Origin of the sequence: Scandinavium hiltneri (assembly GCF_024764835.1) — a bacterium.
Lineage (GTDB): Bacteria > Pseudomonadota > Gammaproteobacteria > Enterobacterales > Enterobacteriaceae > Scandinavium > Scandinavium hiltneri.
Genome location: NZ_JALIGE010000076.1, coordinates 1,181,247 through 1,202,313, shown reverse-complemented (window position 1 = coordinate 1,202,313; position 21,067 = coordinate 1,181,247). Strand labels below are relative to the sequence as shown.

Annotated in this window: 23 protein-coding genes and 2 pseudogenes; 5 read left to right on the top strand and 20 right to left on the bottom strand. The window is 51.9% G+C overall.

The window, feature by feature from the left end; genetic code table 11:
* Positions 1 to 45: 45 nt before the first annotated feature.
* From MUU47_RS23095 to MUU47_RS23050, 10 genes are all read right to left on the bottom strand, one after another.
* Positions 46 to 249, bottom strand: coding sequence for a hypothetical protein (locus MUU47_RS23095; protein WP_258990497.1), 204 nt, complete (start codon positions 247 to 249; stop codon positions 46 to 48).
* 28 nt (positions 250 to 277) lie between these two features.
* Positions 278 to 769 carry a DUF5983 family protein gene (locus MUU47_RS23090; protein ID WP_258990496.1) on the bottom strand — a complete coding sequence of 164 codons (492 nt, stop codon included), beginning with the start codon at positions 767 to 769 and terminating at the stop codon, positions 278 to 280.
* Positions 766 to 1,152: a TA system toxin CbtA family protein gene (locus MUU47_RS23085; protein WP_258990495.1), complete on the bottom strand. Its 387-nt coding sequence runs from the start codon at positions 1,150 to 1,152 to the stop codon at positions 766 to 768. Before MUU47_RS23085 ends, MUU47_RS23090 begins: the two co-directional genes overlap by 4 nt.
* Positions 1,153 to 1,196: 44 nt before the next feature.
* Positions 1,197 to 1,547: a type IV toxin-antitoxin system YeeU family antitoxin gene (locus tag MUU47_RS23080; protein ID WP_258990492.1), complete on the bottom strand. Its 351-nt coding sequence runs from the start codon at positions 1,545 to 1,547 to the stop codon at positions 1,197 to 1,199.
* 30 nt (positions 1,548 to 1,577) lie between these two features.
* Positions 1,578 to 1,799 (bottom strand): DUF987 domain-containing protein, encoded by a 222-nt coding sequence (locus MUU47_RS23075; protein WP_258990491.1) that lies wholly within the window; start codon positions 1,797 to 1,799, stop codon positions 1,578 to 1,580.
* Positions 1,796 to 2,320, bottom strand: coding sequence for a RadC family protein (radC, locus tag MUU47_RS23070; protein WP_258990489.1), 525 nt, complete (start codon positions 2,318 to 2,320; stop codon positions 1,796 to 1,798). Before radC ends, MUU47_RS23075 begins: the two co-directional genes overlap by 4 nt.
* Before the next feature lie 10 nt (positions 2,321 to 2,330).
* A complete protein-coding gene (locus MUU47_RS23065; RefSeq protein ID WP_258990487.1) occupies positions 2,331 to 2,804 on the bottom strand; it encodes an antirestriction protein in 474 nt (157 codons plus the stop codon).
* 348 nt (positions 2,805 to 3,152) lie between these two features.
* A complete protein-coding gene (locus MUU47_RS23060) occupies positions 3,153 to 3,971 on the bottom strand; it encodes a DUF932 domain-containing protein (RefSeq protein ID WP_258990486.1) in 819 nt (272 codons plus the stop codon).
* 153 nt (positions 3,972 to 4,124) lie between these two features.
* Positions 4,125 to 4,379: a DUF905 domain-containing protein gene (locus tag MUU47_RS23055; protein WP_374684766.1), complete on the bottom strand. Its 255-nt coding sequence runs from the start codon at positions 4,377 to 4,379 to the stop codon at positions 4,125 to 4,127.
* Positions 4,376 to 5,092, bottom strand: a complete 717-nt coding sequence (locus MUU47_RS23050; protein WP_258990485.1) for an EcsC family protein — start codon at positions 5,090 to 5,092, stop codon at positions 4,376 to 4,378. The genes MUU47_RS23055 and MUU47_RS23050 overlap by 4 nt, the downstream gene beginning before the upstream one ends.
* Positions 5,093 to 5,639: 547 nt before the next feature.
* On the opposite strand from MUU47_RS23050, the gene MUU47_RS23045 reads away from it, so the two are divergent.
* Positions 5,640 to 7,004, top strand: coding sequence for a DUF2786 domain-containing protein (locus MUU47_RS23045; RefSeq protein ID WP_258990484.1), 1,365 nt, complete (start codon positions 5,640 to 5,642; stop codon positions 7,002 to 7,004).
* Between the two features lie 391 nt (positions 7,005 to 7,395).
* Here the strand turns inward: MUU47_RS23045 and MUU47_RS23040 are convergent, their stop codons facing one another.
* The 5 genes from MUU47_RS23040 to MUU47_RS23020 form a co-directional block, all read right to left on the bottom strand.
* Entirely contained in the window at positions 7,396 to 7,719 is a 324-nt protein-coding gene (locus MUU47_RS23040) for a hypothetical protein (protein ID WP_258990483.1), read from the bottom strand.
* Between the two features lie 34 nt (positions 7,720 to 7,753).
* Positions 7,754 to 8,170: a hypothetical protein gene (locus MUU47_RS23035; RefSeq protein WP_258990482.1), complete on the bottom strand. Its 417-nt coding sequence runs from the start codon at positions 8,168 to 8,170 to the stop codon at positions 7,754 to 7,756.
* Between the two features lie 70 nt (positions 8,171 to 8,240).
* Positions 8,241 to 8,795: a DUF4234 domain-containing protein gene (locus tag MUU47_RS23030; RefSeq protein WP_258990481.1), complete on the bottom strand. Its 555-nt coding sequence runs from the start codon at positions 8,793 to 8,795 to the stop codon at positions 8,241 to 8,243.
* 53 nt (positions 8,796 to 8,848) lie between these two features.
* On the bottom strand, positions 8,849 to 10,309 hold the full coding sequence (locus MUU47_RS23025) for a hypothetical protein (protein ID WP_258990480.1): 1,461 nt from the start codon (positions 10,307 to 10,309) through the stop codon (positions 8,849 to 8,851).
* Between the two features lie 41 nt (positions 10,310 to 10,350).
* Entirely contained in the window at positions 10,351 to 11,037 is a 687-nt protein-coding gene (locus tag MUU47_RS23020) for a helix-turn-helix transcriptional regulator (protein ID WP_235033740.1), read from the bottom strand.
* A 688-nt stretch (positions 11,038 to 11,725) separates the two neighbouring features.
* On the opposite strand from MUU47_RS23020, the gene MUU47_RS23015 reads away from it, so the two are divergent.
* A protein-coding gene (locus MUU47_RS23015; protein WP_258990479.1) for an IS3 family transposase occupies positions 11,726 to 12,894 on the top strand; the annotation gives its coding sequence in 2 pieces (ribosomal slippage) (positions 11,726 to 11,984 and positions 11,984 to 12,894; 1,170 coding nt in all).
* Between the two features lie 239 nt (positions 12,895 to 13,133).
* Here MUU47_RS23015 and MUU47_RS23010 read toward each other — a convergent pair.
* Positions 13,134 to 14,168 carry an IS110 family RNA-guided transposase gene (locus MUU47_RS23010; RefSeq protein WP_258990478.1) on the bottom strand — a complete coding sequence of 345 codons (1,035 nt, stop codon included), beginning with the start codon at positions 14,166 to 14,168 and terminating at the stop codon, positions 13,134 to 13,136.
* 77 nt (positions 14,169 to 14,245) lie between these two features.
* Entirely contained in the window at positions 14,246 to 14,425 is a 180-nt protein-coding gene (locus MUU47_RS23005; protein ID WP_258990477.1) for a hypothetical protein, read from the bottom strand.
* Between the two features lie 432 nt (positions 14,426 to 14,857).
* On the opposite strand from MUU47_RS23005, the gene MUU47_RS23000 reads away from it, so the two are divergent.
* Together MUU47_RS23000 and MUU47_RS23615 are read left to right on the top strand one after the other, a co-directional pair.
* Positions 14,858 to 15,505 carry an inovirus Gp2 family protein gene (locus MUU47_RS23000; protein WP_258990476.1) on the top strand — a complete coding sequence of 216 codons (648 nt, stop codon included), beginning with the start codon at positions 14,858 to 14,860 and terminating at the stop codon, positions 15,503 to 15,505.
* Positions 15,506 to 15,889: 384 nt separating this feature from the next.
* Positions 15,890 to 16,156: pseudogene (locus MUU47_RS23615) on the top strand (Arm DNA-binding domain-containing protein); the annotation flags it as partial.
* A gap of 1,557 nt (positions 16,157 to 17,713) precedes the next feature.
* Here the strand turns inward: MUU47_RS23615 and MUU47_RS22990 are convergent.
* On the bottom strand, positions 17,714 to 17,950 hold the full coding sequence (locus tag MUU47_RS22990; protein ID WP_258990475.1) for a hypothetical protein: 237 nt from the start codon (positions 17,948 to 17,950) through the stop codon (positions 17,714 to 17,716).
* A 361-nt stretch (positions 17,951 to 18,311) separates the two neighbouring features.
* Here MUU47_RS22990 and MUU47_RS22985 point away from each other — a divergent pair, with 361 nt between their 5' ends.
* On the top strand, positions 18,312 to 18,818 hold the full coding sequence (locus MUU47_RS22985; protein WP_258990472.1) for a hypothetical protein: 507 nt from the start codon (positions 18,312 to 18,314) through the stop codon (positions 18,816 to 18,818).
* A 6-nt stretch (positions 18,819 to 18,824) separates the two neighbouring features.
* On the opposite strand, the gene MUU47_RS22980 is transcribed toward MUU47_RS22985, so the two are convergent.
* Both MUU47_RS22980 and tnpC read right to left on the bottom strand, forming a co-directional pair.
* Complete coding sequence (locus MUU47_RS22980) at positions 18,825 to 19,436, bottom strand: acyltransferase family protein (RefSeq protein WP_374684764.1); 612 nt, start codon at positions 19,434 to 19,436, stop codon at positions 18,825 to 18,827.
* A gap of 43 nt (positions 19,437 to 19,479) precedes the next feature.
* A pseudogene (tnpC, locus tag MUU47_RS22975) lies at positions 19,480 to 21,051 on the bottom strand (IS66 family transposase).
* Positions 21,052 to 21,067 lie beyond the last annotated feature (16 nt).

The window sequence follows — 21,067 nt, the reverse complement described above, 5'->3', positions numbered from 1 at the left end:
CGGTAAGGGCTGGCGTGTATGCGCGTGGCGTTTTTGCCGGGTGAATCATGTTGATTCAACACGGCGCAGAAGCCGAAGATGCCGGAGATCGGCAACATCACGGCGTACCTGCCGGATCAAGGGCAGCAGTACGGCGGGATCGGTCCGCTCCTCATCGTTGTCGAAGATGATGTGTGTTCCGCACTCGATATTGTCCTGAAGCCAGTCAGACAGGATATCCAGTGCGGCTTCAGCGGTGAATGTCGGCATGGTGTACCTGTGTTGGGTGGTGGAGGAATTACCAGTCAAAAATCTCAAAGCCTGGCAGCAGTTCGCCAAAGGCGTCCAGATGAATGATGCCCAGTTGATAGCGACGCATCAGGATGAGTAACAGGCGACGGCAGGCGCTGGAGAGACCCAGGCGTTTAAGTCGCAGGATCGGAAACGTCCATGCATCAAGGCGGATCAGATAGCCGCTGCCGGTATAGTGGATCCATTCGGCGTTGCCATACTCCGGATCCTCATGCGACAACGCATACAGCAGCGAATTGTCTTCATGGGTGATATGCGCCGTGCTGCAACATAGTCCACTGAGCCGGATCCTGAAGGGCACAGGACTTTCGACGCTAACGGTTCCCGGTTCGTCCGCAATACGCAGTGTGCAGCCGTTGCTGTTCACGGCATCGACCAGCTGGCTGAGTTCAATGCCGCCCATATCGACGGCAATCCGCCCCCTATTGAGCGCCAGTACGTTGATGCTGTCAGCTTCCACAGTGAGAGAGAGCTTCATTGTGGTGAATCCCCTCTGGATGGCCCCGTACCGCAGGTGATACGGGTGACCTGCTGATAGCCGTTACGCTGCATCAGGCCGGTAGCACGACGGGCGCGAAGAATGTCGATACTGCTGATGCGCGGCGACTGCTCCATCGCGGTGAATCCGCCACGGTCGGTGCGTACCAGGTCATATTTCTCGACAATGAAATTCACGGCGTCGCACAGTGAAATTCCGGCGTCGATATGCTCCTGAATGACAGCATCGTTGCCAAACGGTGTATCGCTGAGTGCCAGGCCATAGTGCTGACCCGGCAGGTGGGTAAGCAGGGTCTGCCAGATTTCCACGGGCGCAGGATGTGACGATGCCGCCCTGGACGGGAGTAAAGGTAATGTTTGCATACTGTGTTCTCTGTGGGGGAATAGCCGGGAGTGGCGGGTAAATCTTAGTGCGTGATGGGCTGACCAGGATAGATGGCAAGACAGACATAGCCGCAGCTGCCGAGCGTATCGGCTTCACAGGTCAGACCATTGTGGTACAGGGTCACGCAGTGCTGATGGCGCGGGTTGAGTTCACCGGAGACCAGCATTAACTCAAGCTGTTTGAGTATTAACGGGAACGCCTGGTCAAGCTGGCGGGCTTCAGCCTCGCTAAACTGACCGGTGATACTGGCACGGTCGGCCAGATAGTGCAGCCGGTGACCTTCCTGCACCAGGCGAGCGCCGAGCCGTGGGGTGATATCACGCTTCAGTCCCCATTCGGGAACAGGGATATCGGTAGTGTTGTTACCTGACATGAAGCCCTCCTTAAAAGTTACGATGTGAAATTAATTGAGCGTGACGCTGCGCAGGACGACATACGGGCCATTGCGGTCCTGTCGGCGCCCGGCGAACACAGCCAGTACCCCGCTGATGTCCTGCACCTCCCGACCGGCGTAGTGGCAGATACTGCCGGACCAGGCGTATTTGCCGGTGCAGAAGCGAAACAACCGGGAGCCCGGATGCTGGCGGTATATCGCCATCGCCTGACGTTTGCTGATGATGTTCATAACCAGCCCCGCTCACTGAACGAAACCATCTCCGTTCCGCCGATGACGAAATGGTCCAGCACACGGACGTCAACCAGCGCCAGCGCCTGCTGTAGCCGTGTCGTTATCCTGCGGTCTGCCTGGCTGGGCTCAGGGTGCCCACTGGGATGATTGTGGGCGAACACGACCGCTGCGGCATTGTGCTTCAGGGCGGATTTCACCGCCTCGCGGGGATGCACGCCGACATTGTTGACAGTGCCGCTGAACAGGGTTTCGTGAGCGATAAGGCGATGCTGATTGTCGAGATACAGCGCCATAAACACCTCGCGCTCCTGACCGGCCAGATGCAGACGCAGCCAGTCGCGGGTGGTACTGGTGGAGAGAAACGGTACCCCAGGTTCACGCAGTTGTTTCTCCAGCAGGCTGATAGCACGGCGGATGGTCTGTTGCGCGTAAGGTGACAGTGTGGAAGGCGGAAGTGTTTCAGGTAAGAGCGGGAATAAATCGGGCTGAGTGGAGGAAGGCGATGAGTACGTTGTCATGGTCTGGCCCTCAGTCAATCAGCCGCATAATGCCGTGACATTCGGCGTGCTCCAGTGCGTAATCGCGCAGTCTGTAGTAATGCGCCGTCATCGCATCGCATTCAGTGCGACAGGCGTGGTGGCTGTACGCCATCAGGCACACGGCGATACCCGCCGCCTCACTGCTGAGTTCAGCCCCGTTACCGTTCATCTCACTGAACAGTGACCAGCGCTGCGCGTTGCTCTCGTCCTCGGGGGCGATAAAAGCGCCACCGTTACTCAGGGTGTAAAGGCTCCAGACACCGCCGCTGTAGTCGCCACACAGACGGTCCATCCAGGCAAAGATGTGCGGCTCCAGGATGAGCCATTGTGGGATAGTGCCAAAGTGCTGCGGCCAGAAGCGGATGCGATCCTCATCCGCTACGGGGTTGGCGGTAATATGGTTCGGGTCTGCAACCGGAACGGTTTCGGCAGAGGTGAACAGGGGTAACAGGTTGTCGGTCATGGTGATTCTCCGTAATAGACGCTATGGGCGTGCGTTGCCCGTGAGTGGATAAGAAGGGAAAGTAAACGGGTGAAGCGGCAGCGTTTCGCTACTCTGAGTGCTTCCGGTCAGGACGTCGGTGTACAAATGTAAGGGCTGAAAGCCCATAACCTCATAGCGACAAGGGGTGATGAAACCGGATACGCGTCACACCCGGCTGCGTTTGAGACGTTCCCCGTGCCGGTGCTCTGGTCATGCCAGCGGTGACTACGGTATATTTCCTGCAACCGGCCTCAGATCGGTGCTTTTAGTCATCAGATTCCCCCCGCTTTGTCCCCCGTACTTATGACGGCAAAGTCGGGGCATTTTTCAGCTCAGTGCCTGCTGCAGCTCTTCCGCCATCACCCACAATGCACGATTGAGTTTGATATCACCGTCGATACCGTTGACGGCACGGGTACGACTGCGCTTCCCCTGGACTGAGCGACCGCTGAGGCCCCCTTTGCTCAGATTCTCCTGCAGCCGGTTGTAGACGGTCCACAGGTCGCTGCTTTCATCCTGCCAGCGACGTGGGGAGAGCACCTGGGATTCAGTGACCGGCTGGTGCTCTTCGCCAAAACGGTACGTCAGGGCCGCTTTCGCCAGTGCCTGTTGTGCCGGGGGAGGCAACAGCAGTGTCTGCATGGCGTCACGCTTCTCTTCCACCCGGTCAAAGACCTCAAGCACCTCATACGCCCCCTCAATAACGTTTTCCACCACATTCCCCCGATGCGGGACGCGCACTTCGCCAAACGAGTGACCACAGACAAGTCCGTTCGCGCAGACGGCCCGGAAGAGCCCTGGCAGCATCTGGTATGAGCTGGAGCCGTCATGGCTGTTGAGCAGAATGATTTCCGGCACCTGCCTGTCGGCTATCTGTCCGGTACGGCGCAGGCGCACCATGTGCTTAGTGTGCTCCCGGCGACTCTGGTCCCTGACGCGGGTCTGGCAGGCAAAGAACGGCTCGAAGCCTTCCCGTCTGAGGTTCTCCAGCAGGGTGATAGTCGGGATGTGGGTGTAGCGCGCTGAGCGAGACTCGTGTTTGTCACTGCCAAATATGCTGGGGACGTGGGTCATCAGTTCGTCGTGGGTCAGCGGACGGTCGCGACGAATCTGGTTAATCCGGCCAAAGCGGCTGGCTAATCGCATAATGAAAACTCCTGTGTGGTGAACGGCATAAACGCAGACAGGCCACGCTCCCGGTAAGAGGGTGTGGCCTGTTGCGATGAATGTGGTGTTGATGGAGAGAAGCAGAAAATGTGTTGCCGAAGAGGGGGCTGCTGGTGGTGATATGCGTGGAGACTAACTGTTGTCCACCGGAATAACCCGGATGCCATCGCTGGCGATGTAGCGGTTGAGCATCGCTCCGGCTTCGGGAGCAAAGTTCCAGTCACGCCAGAGCAGCATGCCTTCGCTGTTGCGGATAACAAGACGAAAATGCGTACCCTGGTCATCTTCAATGGCAACGTTGGTGTACATCGCGGCAACGGCGTCAGCCTGAGCGCGGGTGAACGTACCTGCCGGTAACAGCCCGTTGGGCATATTCTGGTGCATCATGAGTTCTCCTGCGTGGTGCTGCCCAGGCCGGGTAGTGGTCTGAGGAAGGTATTGCAGGCAATGCGCCCGACGGTGCGGGTGGTGGTCACATCCACCGCCCCGCTGACCACACCGCCTGCCAGGGGAACCAGACGGACAAACTGTCCACCGGCGCTCACCCCGGCACGGGCAGCCATCAGAATCAGCGTCTTCTGAATAATCTGCTCAGTGAAAGTCCGGCTCCAGCGCGCTACGGCTTTCATGGTCACGTCATGCAACAGGGCACGAGCAGCATTACCGCACAGGCACAATCCCGCTAACGCCCGGATGCGTTCATCAGCAAGACGGTGTCCGCCCAGGCAGGCGAGTGCGGCAATCAGACGCGTCTGCAGAAACAACACGCTGGTGACGTTCAGCGGTAGCGTAAATGGCAGCGCCACCACGCCCCCGATACCGGACAGAAACCCACTGCTGCCTGCCTTGATGCTCTCCCAGTGCACCATGTTGCGGGCGGCCAGCCGTACATCGCCATTTGCATCCTCCAGATAGCGCTCTGCCAGTGTTTCGGCCGATTCAATTCCCGCGATACCGCTCACCGCTTTATCATAGAGCCAGCCCATCACCGACCCCAGACCACCCGGCGGCGGGAGGTCACCGATAACATTCTCTTCCTCGCCATTGTGCGGGTCATGTTCAAATTCCATGTCTTCTTCAAATGCGTCGTCGTGATTCATTGATTCTCCTGATGATTAATTAGCGGACATAAAAGAAAGCCGGACTTCCCTGCGAAGAGAAATCCGGCTGTGTGTCAGTAAGGTGATATGGGGCTGAAAAAAACTGGAATGCTGGGTAGTCAGAAATTACAGGCGAGGAACCGCCTGAACAATTGATGTTATCGTTTCATTTAGTTTTTGTTAGCACCAGCCAAGGTCAGAGCGTTTGTCAGCATCGTAATAAGAGCGTAGGAACATGCCATTCAAAGCAATACTGCAACTTCTTTCCGGGATTCGCACTCCGGCTTGAGTAAATCGTCCACTAATGGTAGAAAGTCAATGTTCATTAAGACAGCCCGAGGAGAGAAACTACGTGCTCTGACCGCTCAGGGCGTGAAGCGGAATTTCGTGACTCTGCCCCAAAATCCCTCTCCTTTGATTCCACCCCAAGACTTTCTTTGGCCTATTGCTTAAAATCAATACTGACTTAACCCAAAAAGTATATATTTTTTTCATCCTAACCTCAGGCCCTCAGGCGCACGGATACCCGTCTGTTGAAGAACATGTAATGAACGACAAAATAAAACAAATAGACAAAATCCGTAAGCTAATGGCTCTGGCCGCCCAGTCTTCCAGTGAAGGTGAATCCTCAAACGCATTCAATCGTGCCCGCCGCTACATGGCGGCTTACGGCCTGACAATGGAGGATGTTTACGGCAAAGCCAGCCCTTCATCATCCAGCACAGCTGAAACTGAACGTTACCGCCGTGAAGCTGAAGCCGCTCGACAGCAAGCGGAAAATGAACGTCGCGCCCGACAGTCCGCTGAAGAAAAAAATGCCCGATACGAGGCTGAGAATAAGAAAAGCCGGGAGGAAGAATTTTTCCGTCAACAAGCTGAGCAAAAAGCCCGTGAGCAGCGCCAGACCCAGGAAGCTGAAAGCCAGCGTAATGCTGAAGAAAAACAGAAGGCTGGAGCCACACCTCCCCCGCAAAGGAGCCTCTTTGAGCGACTTGCAGAAGAGAAAAACACTCTGGGTGTGCTGGGTGCTGCGGCATTCATCATTTTTTTAGCCTGGGGTAATACCCGCAACGAAAATCAGACGTCAGCGCCTAATAAGAGCCCTACTTCACAGACGATGGTGCCAGCCGAGGTATCAAAATCCGACCCCATTGTCGTTCCAGGGTATTCACTCAAAAGCCAGAGTATGCGGTACTGTGTTTCAAACGACATTTACGATACCAATTTGAAGGATATTCGTCAGTTGCAGTTCGGCAGTAACAACAGTGTGAGTATCGACGGGAACACCGCGTTACAGATCACTGAAAAGATTTCCCCCGCAATTTATCGCCTGCTGAATGGCGATACCATCACTGTATCAAGCGACGCGGTGATTTCAAATTTTTCAGGAGAAGGCCATACATACACCTGTTACGGAACAATGAAGCATGCCAAACGTGCCGCCATGAAGTTGTACAATAAATACCAGGCTTCTCTTGAAAAAGAACGCGCTGCAGCAGCTCGGTATATTCCACCTGTTACGGTACAAACCGAACAACCTGTCACACCAGTACACCCCGTGGCGCCGTCCCGTCCTGATCCAATAAACGTTTACGAATATTCGGCTACCAGTCGGGATCACCGGAGATGCCTGGTTGAGGGGTCGCAGCAGCGTCAGGGAAAAAATATCAATTACAAAGCACAAATATTCTTCTTTCTGAGTCCGACAGAGGTCAGCTACGGAAAGAATCCTACTAGATTCAGGGTAGTAGCGTCGGAAGGCAACGGGATGTACAAACTGGAAAATGGCGACGAGATCAGCGTTGACGTTTTCGGCGGACTTACCCGTTATTTTGGCAAGAAAATTACATACATCTGCTTTCGGAACCCGCAGGAACTGGGGCAGTATCTTGAAATGAATACGCCCCAGTAGCCCGAAATGGAAATAACACCTTCCCATATTTATCAACCAGGAAACACTCAAAAATGAAGCGTTTAATGCTGGCGTTTGCCGTGACGACTATTATTGACGACTGGTTAAAGAACGGCTCGGAGAGGCTGGTGCATTGCGCTTTCGGATTTTATTGCCGTAAACCCGCGCACCTCAACTTAAACGCTCTTAGACGGTATATTGCAATGGGGATAACTCTGGAAGATCTAAAGATTCGGGTTAAGTGCTCGAAATATGGCAAGCGCGGAACCAACATCACAGTGTTTTATTAACTATTTCGGCTGAACTTACAGCACTTAACGGACAAGATAACCGGCGTGAAGCTTAATAGTTGGCTGGTGATAACGAACCAGCCAACAAAGGCAGTCCTTCGTTACCGGCCCATGTACAGCACTTCGGCCCCGACCGGGGATCCGGCATAACTCACCAGCACGCGCACGCGGTCATAGGTGTGATAGCTAGCGTTATAGCCTCCCCACTGCAAAACACGCAGCTTCTTACCTGGATTCGCCGGGTCTTTCATCCCTGGAACTTCTTCATAAGTGGACCAGTCAACATCGCTGGCATCGTTGCTGGTTACCGCTTCATACGTCTTTTGTGCGGTTTCGGTAGCGGCCTGCACAGTTGCAGCATCAATCTGCGCCAGCGCCGGGGCTGACAGCAGGCTGGCGATTATAAACATGCCCAGTTTCTTCATTTGGTTGTCCTTAAGAGTGTATAGGAGGAATGCATTAATAGAACATTGGACGACAGGTCTGCCGGAGCCCTTTGGTTGGCACTTTGTAGTCTGTTCGGTTCATGTGAAACATAACGCTGCTGTGGTCAATCATGTCCTGCAGCATCATGTTGCTGGTTTGTGTGGGAACCATTGTGATGGCATAGCGGCTAAGCTGCGCATTGCAGATTTGTGTTGCCGGGTATTGTGTCCCATTCCATGTAATGCTGGTTTGCCCTGTTTTGAATCCGGCTTCCCTACACGTCTTTTGGATATAAATAAAGGCAACCTTACCCTGAGTGGTGATCCGGATTTGCCCTACGTTATCCGGGGTGGTGTAGGTACAACCGCCACCCTGGTACACCCAGGCTGCCTGAGAAGAAAAGGTCACAACTGACAGTGTGAGGGCGATAAATGCGGGTTTTATACGCATGATAAAATGTCCTGAGAATGATTGATGGACTGGTCAGGGCGGCAGAAGACTGCCGCCCTGACATAACAGGTTATTGTCCTGAGGGAGGCTGTGATTGTGTCGCTTGAGTATCGTCGGAAGCTGCCTGTGGCTTACCGTGGATAATCTGGTGCTTTGCCATCGCCTCCGGCATCGCGTTGATGCAGTAGTTGATGTAGTAAATGTTAAAGAAGAATGTCCAGGCTGCATTCATTTTCAGGTCGAAGCGGAACTGCGTCAGCGCATACTGTTGCAAGGCGGTTCTGGCTTTGAAAGACCAGACGACGGTCAGTACGCCAAAGGCCACCATCAGCAGCATGCCAATTATCGTCATGACTTCAGCAGCCTGGCTCATGCTGTAGCCGTATTCATCCACCTGAACAGGGAACGAGAGTCGGATCATATATGACAGCCCCAGGCAAACGGCCATCCAGATAAGCAGTACGCGGGAAGAGAAACGTTGCCCGGTCTCCGCCATGATGGTGTCCTGATGCTTATACAGCCACATCAGCGGATAAATGCCGTAGGTTGCGATGCACAATAACGCCAGATGCCATGTGGATGTGTTCAGCTTGTTTTTCAGTGATGTAATTGACGGTTCAGTCATTTGCCTTTCCTTTATTTGCGTGAGTAGTCGAAAAAACGGCATAAATGCCGGTGTCAGTTGGTGAAGAAATCACCTGCTTTGTCGCTGTCAGCGTGGGTGGTATCGGTCAACCCACTGGCATCAAGCTTCAGCGCAGAGAAACACGGATGGGTGGATATCAGATTGCCGTCCTTGTAGACCCGAAGTCCCTGGAACTCCTGACGACCGGTATCCTTGCTTATCAGCACGTAGTCGTACTGCTTCTTGTTAAAACGGATGTAGCTGGCAGAGCCCATGCCGAGCTGCGTCCGGTAGTGGTATGCCTTCACACCAAATAACCCCTCGGTCAGCTCCAGTTCTGTCTGGTCGTTTTTATCCCGGTAGGCATAGTGGTAATCCTGCCCGTCAGCCGCCGTCACGCTGATGCTTTTACCGTTATCGAGGCGACAGTAAGCCGACACATTTTTTGGTGGAGAGACAGGAGCTGGAGATGGAACTGGTGTAGATGCAGGTGTCGGGCGGTCATTACTGACGGCGTATCCGGCGGTGCCGTCCGGTTCAATCTCGACATCCACATCGGAAGTGATGTGTGTCTGCGGATCCGTGGTGGTGAAGCGAAGCTCGTGGAGGGTTTTGCCGTTCACGCTTTTGTCGGGAAGCGATGTCTTCTCCCAGGTGAAACCGGAAATATCGACACCGGGGTGATAGACAAGCCAGGTGTTCTGCGCGTCCTTGAGTGCAGCGGCTTCCATCTCAGGAGTCATAGCTGATGGTGTGGCTGCTGCGGGTTGAGCATCAGATGAATCTGGTGCCGGAGTATCCCCTTTCTGGAAGGTATTCACCGGGCCGGTAGTATGGTCAGAGAATTCCAGCGACTTGATGGTCTCGTCCGGCACACTACCTTGCCCGGGCTGATGTTTTTTCGGTTGATCCGCCTTTTCAAAAGCCTTGTTTGCCTTGTCCACTAACGTTTTCTGCAGTTCGTCAGATTCAGTGCTATTTCCAGATTTCGCGTGGTGTCCAAACAGCGAACTCAGAAAACCTTTATGAGACTTATGCGCCGGAGAACCCTTCAGGCGCGGAATATAGGCGGAGCAGACTTCAGTGAAATTCCCTCTGCCAAAATGCGCACTTTCGTTCCCCAGTTCAACATCTGCGCCAAAGAATCCGCTAAACGCCTTAGCCGCTCTTGCACCAGGTTCAATTCCGGCATTGGGATCATTCTTTATGAGTTTGCCGAGCACAAAGCTTTCGTGATATTGCGTTGCGCCACTGCATACCAGTATCGCCGGATAACGATCGCCGTTGACTTTGATTTCGGTCTGACGGAAACCGAGTATCCCCATGCCATCAGGGCATCCCGGTTCGGTCGCAAGAAAGAAGATGCCCTGGGGGGCAACCGTTGCAGCGAAGTTGCCTTCACTGCTGGTAGATATACATTTCCCCCGCTGGGCGTTCCAGTGGGCGTCAGAGTCGTCACAGGCTGTAAGCGACATGACAATGGCAGCCGCAGCCACCAGATAGTGGAGTTTCATAGCAATGTGTTTTCCTTCTGCTATTGGATTAGACCCGCCGTTCAGCTGCGAAACGTGTTGATCACGTCGCTGATGAAGCGGAAGTGTGGGAGTGCGGCAATAAAGCCTTCTTCGGCGATCAGATCGTTGACTTCATTACGGCGGCGGAAGCGATGCTCCAGTAAAGTGACGGAAATAATGTCATCGAGTCTGAACACGCAAATGCTGCGTTGATAGCTGGTGACCAGATACCAGCAATGTTGTTGGTAAATCAGGCGGTAAGGCTCCAGCGCATCATGACGAATACCGCCAACCAGCACGCTTATCGTGCAATGGCGGTGGATGGCTTCGGCCAGACGCTGGAAGCAATCAGAACGCATAGCGGCGGGATTGAGCGGTGTATGCCAAATCAGACAGGGCGACGTGCCGCTACCATCCATCAGCAGGTTCATCAGTGCTTTATCCTGCATGGGGATCAAAGGAGAAAGCCCGATGTTGCGGATCAGCGATAAGGCTGCTGGTGAGTGGTCATGCAAGCGCCCATTAGCCAACCGGTAGCAACCGTCTTCGTGCTGTATGTCGAGATGCGCCAGTCGCTGATGGAAATCCCGCTGAAGCGTGCGCTCGGAAACGCGAAACTCTTCTGCCAGCGTATTGAGGTACAGCGACTCACCGGCCATCAGGCGGCTGATAATCACGGATAATCGTACTGCCAGTTTGTCGTGGTGAGCGCTCTGGTGATTGGACACGGAATGATCTCCATGAGTAAATTCGTTCGGTAATTCATGTGGTTATTATGCAGGAGAGGTCTGACAGGGCGTGTCAAATCAGGAAATGGAGTACAGAAAAAAATCAATTAAATTTAGCGCTATAACCTGATGAAAATTATGGGTTATTGATTGCTTAAGGAACAAGAATGACGTTATCACGACACAACCTGTCGCCAGACAGAGGAATGCACTGCCCGTGATACACTAAGAAAAGAAAAACGGGACCATGAAGGCCCCGTGGATGGTATCCCCTGCGGTGAAACAGCATGACGCTGCTGTTCAGACGGGTGATATAGGCGTGAAATAATCTGGAATGCAGGGTGATAGCCCCAAAACAGACCCGGTTACACCCAAGCCGATTCACTTGGCGCAGATCCACGATTGTGCCGCTCCTGAAGGGCCTGAGATGAGTAAAGGTGATAACTCTTGTTGTAGATTGTTGTCGGAAGTATTACTACGCAAGCAGCTCTGCCTTAAATACTCAAGTAGCTAAGGCAACAAGCAGTTATTCAAATTCGACAGATAAAAGTAAACCAGTGGTTCATCCAATGGATACGGTTATTTTGCTCTATAGGATATGGATGTGAAATAAGAATGTAGTGGCACACTGAATTTGGCCACCTGAACAGAGGTGATATGCTCACCTCAGAACAACACAGGTGCACCAATGAAAAGAAAAAATTTTAGTCCTGAATTCAGACGTGAGTCAGCCCAGTTGGTTGTCGATCAAAATTACACTGCCGCTCAGGCAGCGAAGGCCATGGACGTTGGCCTTTCTACGATGACGAAATGGGTAAAACAGCTGCGTGATGAACGGCAGGGCAAAACGTCAAACGCCTCTCCAATAACCCCGGAACAAATCGAAATACGTGAGCTAAAGAAAAAGCTGCAACGTATTGAAATGGAAAACGAAATATTAAAAAATGCTACCGCGCTCTTGATGTCAGACTCCCTGAACAGTTCTCGTTAATCGGGAAACTCAGGGCGCGTTATCCAGTGGCCTCTCTCTGCCACGTGTTCGGGGTTCATCGTAGCAGCTACAAATACTGGCAAAACCGTCCTGAAAAACCAGACGGCAGGCGGGCTGTATTACGAAGCCAGGTGATGGGGCTGCATAACATCAGCCATGGTTCTGCCGGAGCAAGGAGCATCGCCACAATGGCAACCCAGAGAGGCTATCGGATGGGACGCTGGCTTGCTGGCAGACTGATGAAAGAGCTGGGGCTGGTCAGTTGCCAGCAGCCTACTCATCGATATAAACGTGGCGGCCATGAACACGTCGCGATCCCGAATCACCTTGAGCGGCAGTTCGCAGTGACAGAGCCAAATCAAGTGTGGTGCGGTGACGTGACGTATATCTGGACAGGTAAGCGCTGGGCATACCTTGCAGTTGTTCTCGATCTGTTCGCGAGGAAACCGGTGGGTTGGGCAATATCGTTCTCCCCGGATAGCAAACTGACGGCCAAAGCGCAGGAAATGGCGTGGGAAGCTCGCGGCAAGCCAGACGGAGTGATGTTCCACAGCGATCAAGGCAGTCATTATACAAGCAGGCAGTTCCGGCAGTTATTGTGGCGGTACCGGATCAAACAGAGTATGAGCCGACGTGGAAACTGCTGGGATAACAGCCCGATGGAGCGCTTCTTCAGGAGTCTGAAGAATGAATGGGTGCCAGTGACTGGTTACGTAAGCTTCAGCGATGCTGCCCATGAAATAACAGATTATATCGTTGGGTATTACAGCGCGCTCAGGCCGCATGAATATAACGGCGGGTTACCCCCCAACGAATCGGAAAATCGATACTGGAAAAACTCTAAAGTGGTGGCCAGTTTTTGTTGACCATATATGGACGCCCCGGGTGATGCAAGTACTGGTTCGATACGGTTTGCGACCATATATCCGGCGTCGTTCGTAGGTTTAATAACCCGCGCCATGATGTTATCCGAGCCCTGTTTCCTAATCACTACACCGGTATTTGATTACCCAGGTCAACTTCAGGCTGTTACAGGGACGGTAGCCGTTTTCTCATCAGTGCCTGCAAACTCAGAGAGACATGTTTTCTTTAACGCTGCATTAAGTTAATTCAGTGCAAAAGCCTTGTTCATATTAAAATCAACGTTATCAGTCAGTATGCGCCAGATGATTCGGGTCAGTTTATTCGCTAAAGCTACGGTGGTTTTCAAAAAACCTCGCCGGGCCTCCAGCCTTTTCAGCCAATGGCCCAGGCTGTCGTCACGTTTTTTCACGCATCGCATCACTGATCGTGCGCCATGGATGACCAGTGTTCTCAGGCTGCGATTGCCATTTTTTGTCAAAGAGGACAGTCTCTGTTTTCCTCCCGAACTGTGCTGCCGGGGGACCAGACCGCACCAGGCGGATAATTCTCTGCCGCTGGAGAACTGCACTGCATCCACTTCACTGATAAAAGCTGCAGCGATAAGCGGGCCAACACCCGGGATCGTTAATAAATGACGATAGGCTGTCTGTTGTGAAGACAGTGTCGCAATTTCTTTATCCAGACAGGTGACTCGTTCATTCAGGGCCTGCATATCGTCCCGCAATGAAGAAAGTAAACGGCGAAGTGTGAAAGTTAAGTCATTGGATGCGTCTTCAATAAGTTCAGGCAGCTGTTGCTGAAGACACTGGATCCCGACAGGAATAATAAGCCCATATTCAGCGAGCAGAGAACGAATCTGGTTAGCCAGCGCGGTTCTCTGCTCAACCATAAGTTGACGGGTATTGCGCAGCGCTTTGATATCCTGCTGCTCCGTGGTTTTGACCGGAACAAAGTGGATGCCCGGGCGGCATGCTGTTTCACAAATCGCCAGCGCATCGTTTGCATCGTTCTTCTGACTTTTGGCAAATGCTTTCACGTGCTGGGCGGGGATAAGCCTTATGCTGAATCCCATCGCGCTGAGGGTTCGGCTCCAGTAATGAGAGGTTGAACAGGCTTCCATCGCGATTAACGTACCCGGTTCAAACTGGCGAAGCGTATTCAGCAATTTCTGACGCGATATTTTTCTGTTCCAGGCAACGGAACCATCAATCATCCAGACACATACCTGAAAAACAGATTTGGCAATATCGATACCAACAACTCTGATCGTGTTCATGTGATGTTACTCCCGGATCAATGCAGTCAGTAAAAGTATGGCACTGACTACCTTAGGAAGGGGCGTCCATCACATCACTACAGAACACTTACTGCCATACTGCGGGTGTAATCGATAAATTCATGCAGGCTACCGGATTTCGCCACTAATTTTTTCTCATAGAAGCTGTTGTAGAGCGCCATTACCGTTTGACGGTCATCAATGCTGACTTTGAAAAACTTCAGCCAGTAGCGACACATCAAAACCGCGCGTAGCACTTCAATGCAGCTAATACTTCCGTCACAAAATGTATAAGGTCACTCAATACAACAGGCTGGATTTGGAGTCTCAGACGGGATGGCTGGTTAGTACACAATGTGAAAAGCAGTAACTGAATCATGGCTCTGTGGTGTCGGTTTTTTTATTCGTCATTATATAATTACTTAATGCTAACTTGAGAGTAATTGATTGGCTGTAATCGACCGCGTTTATCGGAGTGTATTGCATTTATCTTCTTCTATTGCAATTCAACGGTTCATTGTTGGTTTGGTAATATAACTATGTAGATACACTCATCTGTAAGTACAATAATTAATACAGAATAATACAATAAACACATAACACATAACACATAACACATAACACATAACACATAACACATAACACATAACACATAACACATAACACATAACGCTATCCAAGGATACTCAATGATCAGTGATATTAAGATCGACACCTCAGCATATGGGCCATTAAATAAAAACTACTCGAATCAGATTCGTAAGACGATCCGGAATGCATTGCATGAGCATCCGAGAACTATGTTACTACGTATCGATTTACACCTTCCTGATAAATACATCACTACTGATCTTTCTGATTCAACACTAATGACGAGATTTATTAAATCATTAGAGGCTCAAGTTAAGAGTCGCGAGATCCGCAGACGTAAAGAAGGTAAACGTGTTTACCCTTGTAAAATTCGTTATGTCTGGGCAAGAGAATTTTGTCAAGATGGTCAGAAGCATTACCATTTTGTGTTGACCTTCAACAAAGACGAATATGCTTATCCGGGTCCTTATAAACCTGTCGATGGGAAATATAGTCACAATTTGGCACTGATGATAATGGAGTCATGGGTTAGGGCGCTGGGTTTCATGCGGGCTCCAAATTATCGTAAATATTATACTTTGGTTACATTTCCTGAGAATTGCTATCATTACATAAACAGAAATCGGCCTGAGCCAGAGTATATTAAATCTTGTAAAGATGCGTTGTTTAGAGCGCTTTACCTGGCGAAAGAATACAGTAAGCACTATTCGTCTCATGAACGTAGCTTTGGTTGTAGCCAGTATTAATTCTTCTTAACTCATCGACGGTAACAAAATGGATTCTCTTTTCCCCTTTGTATACATCGTCAATCATCTCCTGTTCCTGGCTGATTGGGCGTGAGGTTTCAATCCTCTCTCGTGTATGTCCTGATTAACCGTTAGCGGGGGACTCGTAGCCGTCTTTGTCAGATCGTTTGAGTCGGGTACCGTGTCAGGCCTGGTAGGGATCCTTTTGGCATCTCACCCGTAGCCAGTCGTAGGCTGCATCAACGTCTCATGAGGGTACAATTTAACCTGGATCGCTCTTCGTGCGGGAATCTGACAATCGTTGCTGTAGTGCGCATTTTTTGTTGTTTGAGGGTATAAATTTATTATAATAAAAATACCCTCAATAGACATGTCGAAGTGGCTATGGCGCTGACTAACGCTAAGGTACGTGCAGCAAAATCAGGTGATAAATCCTACAAGCTAACCGATGGCGATAACATGCATTTACTGGTTCATACGAACGGTTCTAAGTATTGGCGTCTCCGTTACCGGTTCCTTGGCAAAGAGAAGACATTTGCATTAGGGGTATATCCCGATGTATCGCTGGTTGAGGCACGCCTGAGGCGCAGTGAGGCCCGTCGGTTGATTGCAGACGGCACAGATCCATGTGCGAACCGGAAAGCGCAAAAGAAGGCCCTGAAAGCGGCATCAGCAAAACCTGTCGCTCTTGTACATCGTACTCCGTCGGTTTTCTCGCATATGAGCGAAAATGACCTGGTAGCATGGCTTCAGCAACTGGCAAAGCGTGATTGCAGTCAGGAGTGCCGTATCGCACTCACTTTACTTCTGCTGACCAATGCCCAGCCTGACGAGTTGCTGATTGCACAGTGGGATGAGATCGACTTCGATAATGCATGCTGGACCCCCTCCGGAGTGCTGATGAAACAAGGTTTGAAGTATGTTGTGCCGCTTTCACGTCAGGCGATTCGGTTATTAATGGAATTGAAGGACTCTACGGGGCATAGCAGACAACTTTTCCCTGCTTATGCCGAGAGTTACAGCTCCGGAGGGGAATCAGACCTTCTTACCCTTCTTCAGAGCGCTGGGCTTGCCGATAAGCAGACTGGCGAGGGATTCCGTTATACCTTGTGTAAGCTACTAAATAGAAAAGGAATTAAGCCCCCTTGGCATGAGCTGTTGCTTGTCCATGTTGATGCAGATGGCATCCAGAAAGAAGGCTGCGATGTCCAGCACCTTGACGGGCATCGCCAGTTGATACAGCTCTACTCCGATTATATTGACGAGTGTTCACCGGGCAGTTTGGGCCTTGAAGAATTACTCACCCGTCGAACGCATACCCGTCGTTCTCCTCGGTAAGTCTCTCAGTCCACAGCGATACAGAGACTTTATGTGCACTTTTAGGTTTATTATGTGTTACTAGATGTAACTTTGATGGTAAGGGGGCGAAGTCATAATTGACAGTCCGGCTGGATTGATAAAGAAGAAATTTATAGTTTAAAGAATGTTACCTCTGAAAAGTGGCTATTTAAGCTACCAGCCTCACCAGAATAGCCACTTTTAGAGAAAAAAATCATCGGCAATCTTTTTTTGAACGGTATAGCCATCTGGACAGCTAATGGGGGCGTTGGCTGAAGACTGTCTGGTTGACATGTTTTGTTTCATTTTATCTTGATCGATCTATGGTGGAATTTGAGAGTGGGGGAGTGCTTTGTTGTATCAATGCACAAGAGTGGCTCCAGCCCGTTGCTTATCTATACCAATTCGTCCATAGGTGTTGCCCATTTCTGATCCAGTAATGCCTCTGTAGTTTGAGAGTACTGGTACGTTGATAATCCCTAAGTCGTGAAGCGTCATTGATATTATACGGAGCAGAGTGATGATGACCCCGGAGATCGTTACTGTCTGGGTAGTGGGCAGGGCGTGTCAGCACGGAACTATTGTGATGGTCCAACAATTCTATGAGGTTATGATAAAGAGATTATCGCCAAAGCGGCGCTTAATGAGTTTGGTTCGCTGACTTATGCGCGTGAAGCCTCCCTTTGCTTCCCGCATTTTTGTTACAGCTGTCGTTATCCGGTCAGACTGGTTGAAGCCACGGAAGAACACCCGGATTATTTTATCCATGACCGGGACGCATTACCCGATAACATTGACGATATCTGCACCGTCGCGATGCAGATCATGTATACCCGTCGCTGAGTTGCACTATCTTATGCGTGCGGAGGCTTAATCCGATTTACCCTGCTGCTTATCGATATTACGCTGCAGCCACGCCTGGCAGTGCTCCAGAACATGGACATGTGTGGATCTGCCCGCGTATTCCTGCCGGAGCAGTATTTCCAGTCGGTCGATAATCTCATGCATGGCGGTTATCGGATCGACGATTTGTTGACTGGCTCCGCTCTCAGATGCTAACGCATCGTGTCTGTCGCACCAAATCTCACACGGATTTGGGGTACTCATCTGGGCTCACCGCGTAACACCACGTAGGGAAGCGCCTTTTTCTGCTTTGCAACGCGGAATGCCTGATTATCCGCCACGGCAAGCCGGATGACCGAATCAGGTATCAGGGTTTCGCGGCGCGTCTGTCCAGCTGCATGTTAACCCTGATTTCAACCTTACCTCCGGTCGCCCAGAGCAGGCAATGCGTTGTTTGTCGATACACTGCTTTTGGGTCGGGGTACCAGTGATGGCACTTCGTTCCAGATGGCTGGCATGATTATCTCCTTCTGCATCGAGGAGGCTCTACCGCTGGGCATCTGATAATACGCATCCTTCTGGCAGGGTGAACAGTTCTTCAATCTCCACTCACGATAATAACTTTATGAAACAATATACTCCTGACCAACAGCGTATCCACCGCGCATTACAGGCTGCGGTTGATCACTATCCACAGCTTGCAGTATTTCACCTGGAGTTATTCGCTGACCCGACGGCTGTTGGATCCTCTGAAGAAACACTGGCTCGTTTTCTAGCAGAGCTGAAGACACAGTTCGATAGCTGTATCGCTATAGCCGTACCACCCACGCTGGTACGCATGCTGTGGGGCGAAGATGAGCCCGGGCGTATCACGGCGCTGATGATGCTCAATCAGAATACCTTGATCGGGAAGCTGCAAAACTCAGTCGATCTCACCCGACTTATCGCACATGCCTGGAGCCTGACGCAGAGTAGGACACCAGAGCCAGAGTGCACTAGTATCTTTTTTGGCAATCCCATTTTTACCTCACTCAACCGCCACCACCACACGTTTTCAGCGCAGTTCGTTGCGCTGCACCAACAGGTCATGCAATTTCCTTTCCCCGCCCACAGCATCTGCGGCACGTCATAGCGCCGGTTACAAAGACAGGAGCGAGGTGCTGAAAAGGAGTGCCGCTGCCACTGCATTAATGGCTAACAGCAGTAAGACAGAGATGCGTCGCTCGATAAAGAGATAGCTGATAATGCTGATACCAATGGTCGCCGCAATACACAGCGCCATGGACAGGCCGGTTATCTGCCGCTCGAAGAAATAGGTCGCCCAGACAATAACCGGCCAGTGCCAGAGATACAGGGAATAAGAAATTCGTCCTGCTGGTGAAAGTATGGCGAGTAGATTGTTTGCCGGGGCATCAGGTATCAGCAGTAATATGGCTGCCGAAAGGCAGGGTATCAGCGCCCATAGCGATGGAGTAGCATAGTTTCCCTGAAACAGAATGCTACAGGCCACAATACTGGCCGTTGCCAGGCAATAGAGAAGCGATGATAACCAGGGTGCCAGCAAACGTCGGGCGGGAAGCCAGGCAATAATACCCCCTATGGCAAACTGCCACAGATGCTCGATAAAACCGTAGTACCCCATTCCCCCATTGAGCTGGCCTGCAACCAGGGAACCAACGGCAATGCAGCAGAGTGCCCCCCATCCTCGGCGAGTGATACCCAGAAGCAGTATCAGCAAATAAAACTGCATCTCGACAGAGAGCGTAAGCGATCAGTGAGTACCGTATTGACGGCTATTTATTGGTGAGATCAACGTTCCAGGGCAGAAGTTCGGCCGCTTTATTACAAGGACACTCCGGCAGTACGCTCAGGATATGGCGAAGGTAAGCTTCAGGATCGATACCATTCAGCCTGCATGTTCCGATCAGACCGTACAGCAGCGCACCACGCTCACCACCATGATCGCTGCCGAAGAAGATGTAGTTCTTTTTACCCAGGCATACCGCCCGTAACGCCCGCTCCGCTGCATTATTGTCAGGCTCTGCCAGTCCGTCATCCGCGTAATAACACAGCGCTTCCCACTGGTTTAGCGCATAAGCGAACGCCTCGCCCAGCCGGGATTTTTTTGACAGTGTCGCGCTTTTCTCCACCAACCACTAATGCAGGGAAGCCAGCAGCGGTTTGCTCCGGGACTGCCGGAATGACAACCTTTCTGCTTCCGGCCAGCCGCGTATTTCTTCCTCTATTGCGTACAGCTCACCTATGCGTTTCAGGGCTTCCTCTGCTGTGGCCGTTTGAGTACTTATATAGACATCGTGGATTTTTCTGCGCGCGTGTGCCCAACAGGCCGCTTCGGTTAACGGACCTACTTCACGTCCTGCGCTGAACAACCGATCGTAGCCTGCGAAGGCATCCGCCTGCAGCACACCATGATAGTGTCGAAGATGTTGCTGAGGATGCTTCCCCTGCCTGTCCGGTGAGTACGCGAACCACGCCGCTGGCGGGTCTGACGAGCCAGCGTTCCGGTCATCGCGCACATACGTCCGGATGCGCCCGATTTTCGTCTTCTTTCTCCCCGGTGCCAGTACCGGCACCGGGGTATCGTCCGTATGCAGTTTGCGGTTGTCCATCACGTAGCGATACAGGGCTTCATCCAGCGGTGCCATCAGGCGGCAACATGCATCCACCCAGTTGGAGAGGAATGCACGACTCAGATCCACACCCTGACGGGCAAAGATTTCGCACTGGCGATACAGCGGCAGGTGTTCGCAGTATTTGGCCGTTAACACGCGGGCCAGCAGACCCGGCCCGGCGATACCCCGATCGATGGGACGTGATGGCGCTGGCGCTTCAACGAGACAGTCGCATCGGATGCAGGCCTTTTTCACCCTGACCGTGCGGATCACTTTCAGGGCGCTGGAGATCAGTTCCAGCTGCTCCGCGCTGACTTCGCTGAGGTACGCCATATCGTTACCGCATTCCGGACAGCAGCTTTCCACAGGCTCCAGACGATGGATCTCGCGGGGAAGATGTTCAGGGAGAGGTCGACGGTGGCGGGACTGGCGAAGCTGACGCGGAACCTGCGGATCGTTATCCCGACCGTTTTAACGATCGTTTTGCTGCTCCTGCTGCTTCAGCAGGGCTTCGGTTTCTTCAACCTGCCGGCACAGCTTTTCAGAACGGGTGCCGAACAGCATCCGGCGCAGCTTTTCTATCTGTGCCCGCAGATGTTCTATTTCGCGCTCTTCGTTCTCTATCTTTTCTTCAGCACGGGTCAGCGCTGAGCGCAGGAACGACTCAGTCTCGGCAACGAGGCTGAGTTTGGCTTCCAGTTCTGCTATACGGGCGAGAGAGTCCTGACGCATGACCCCATTTATAATG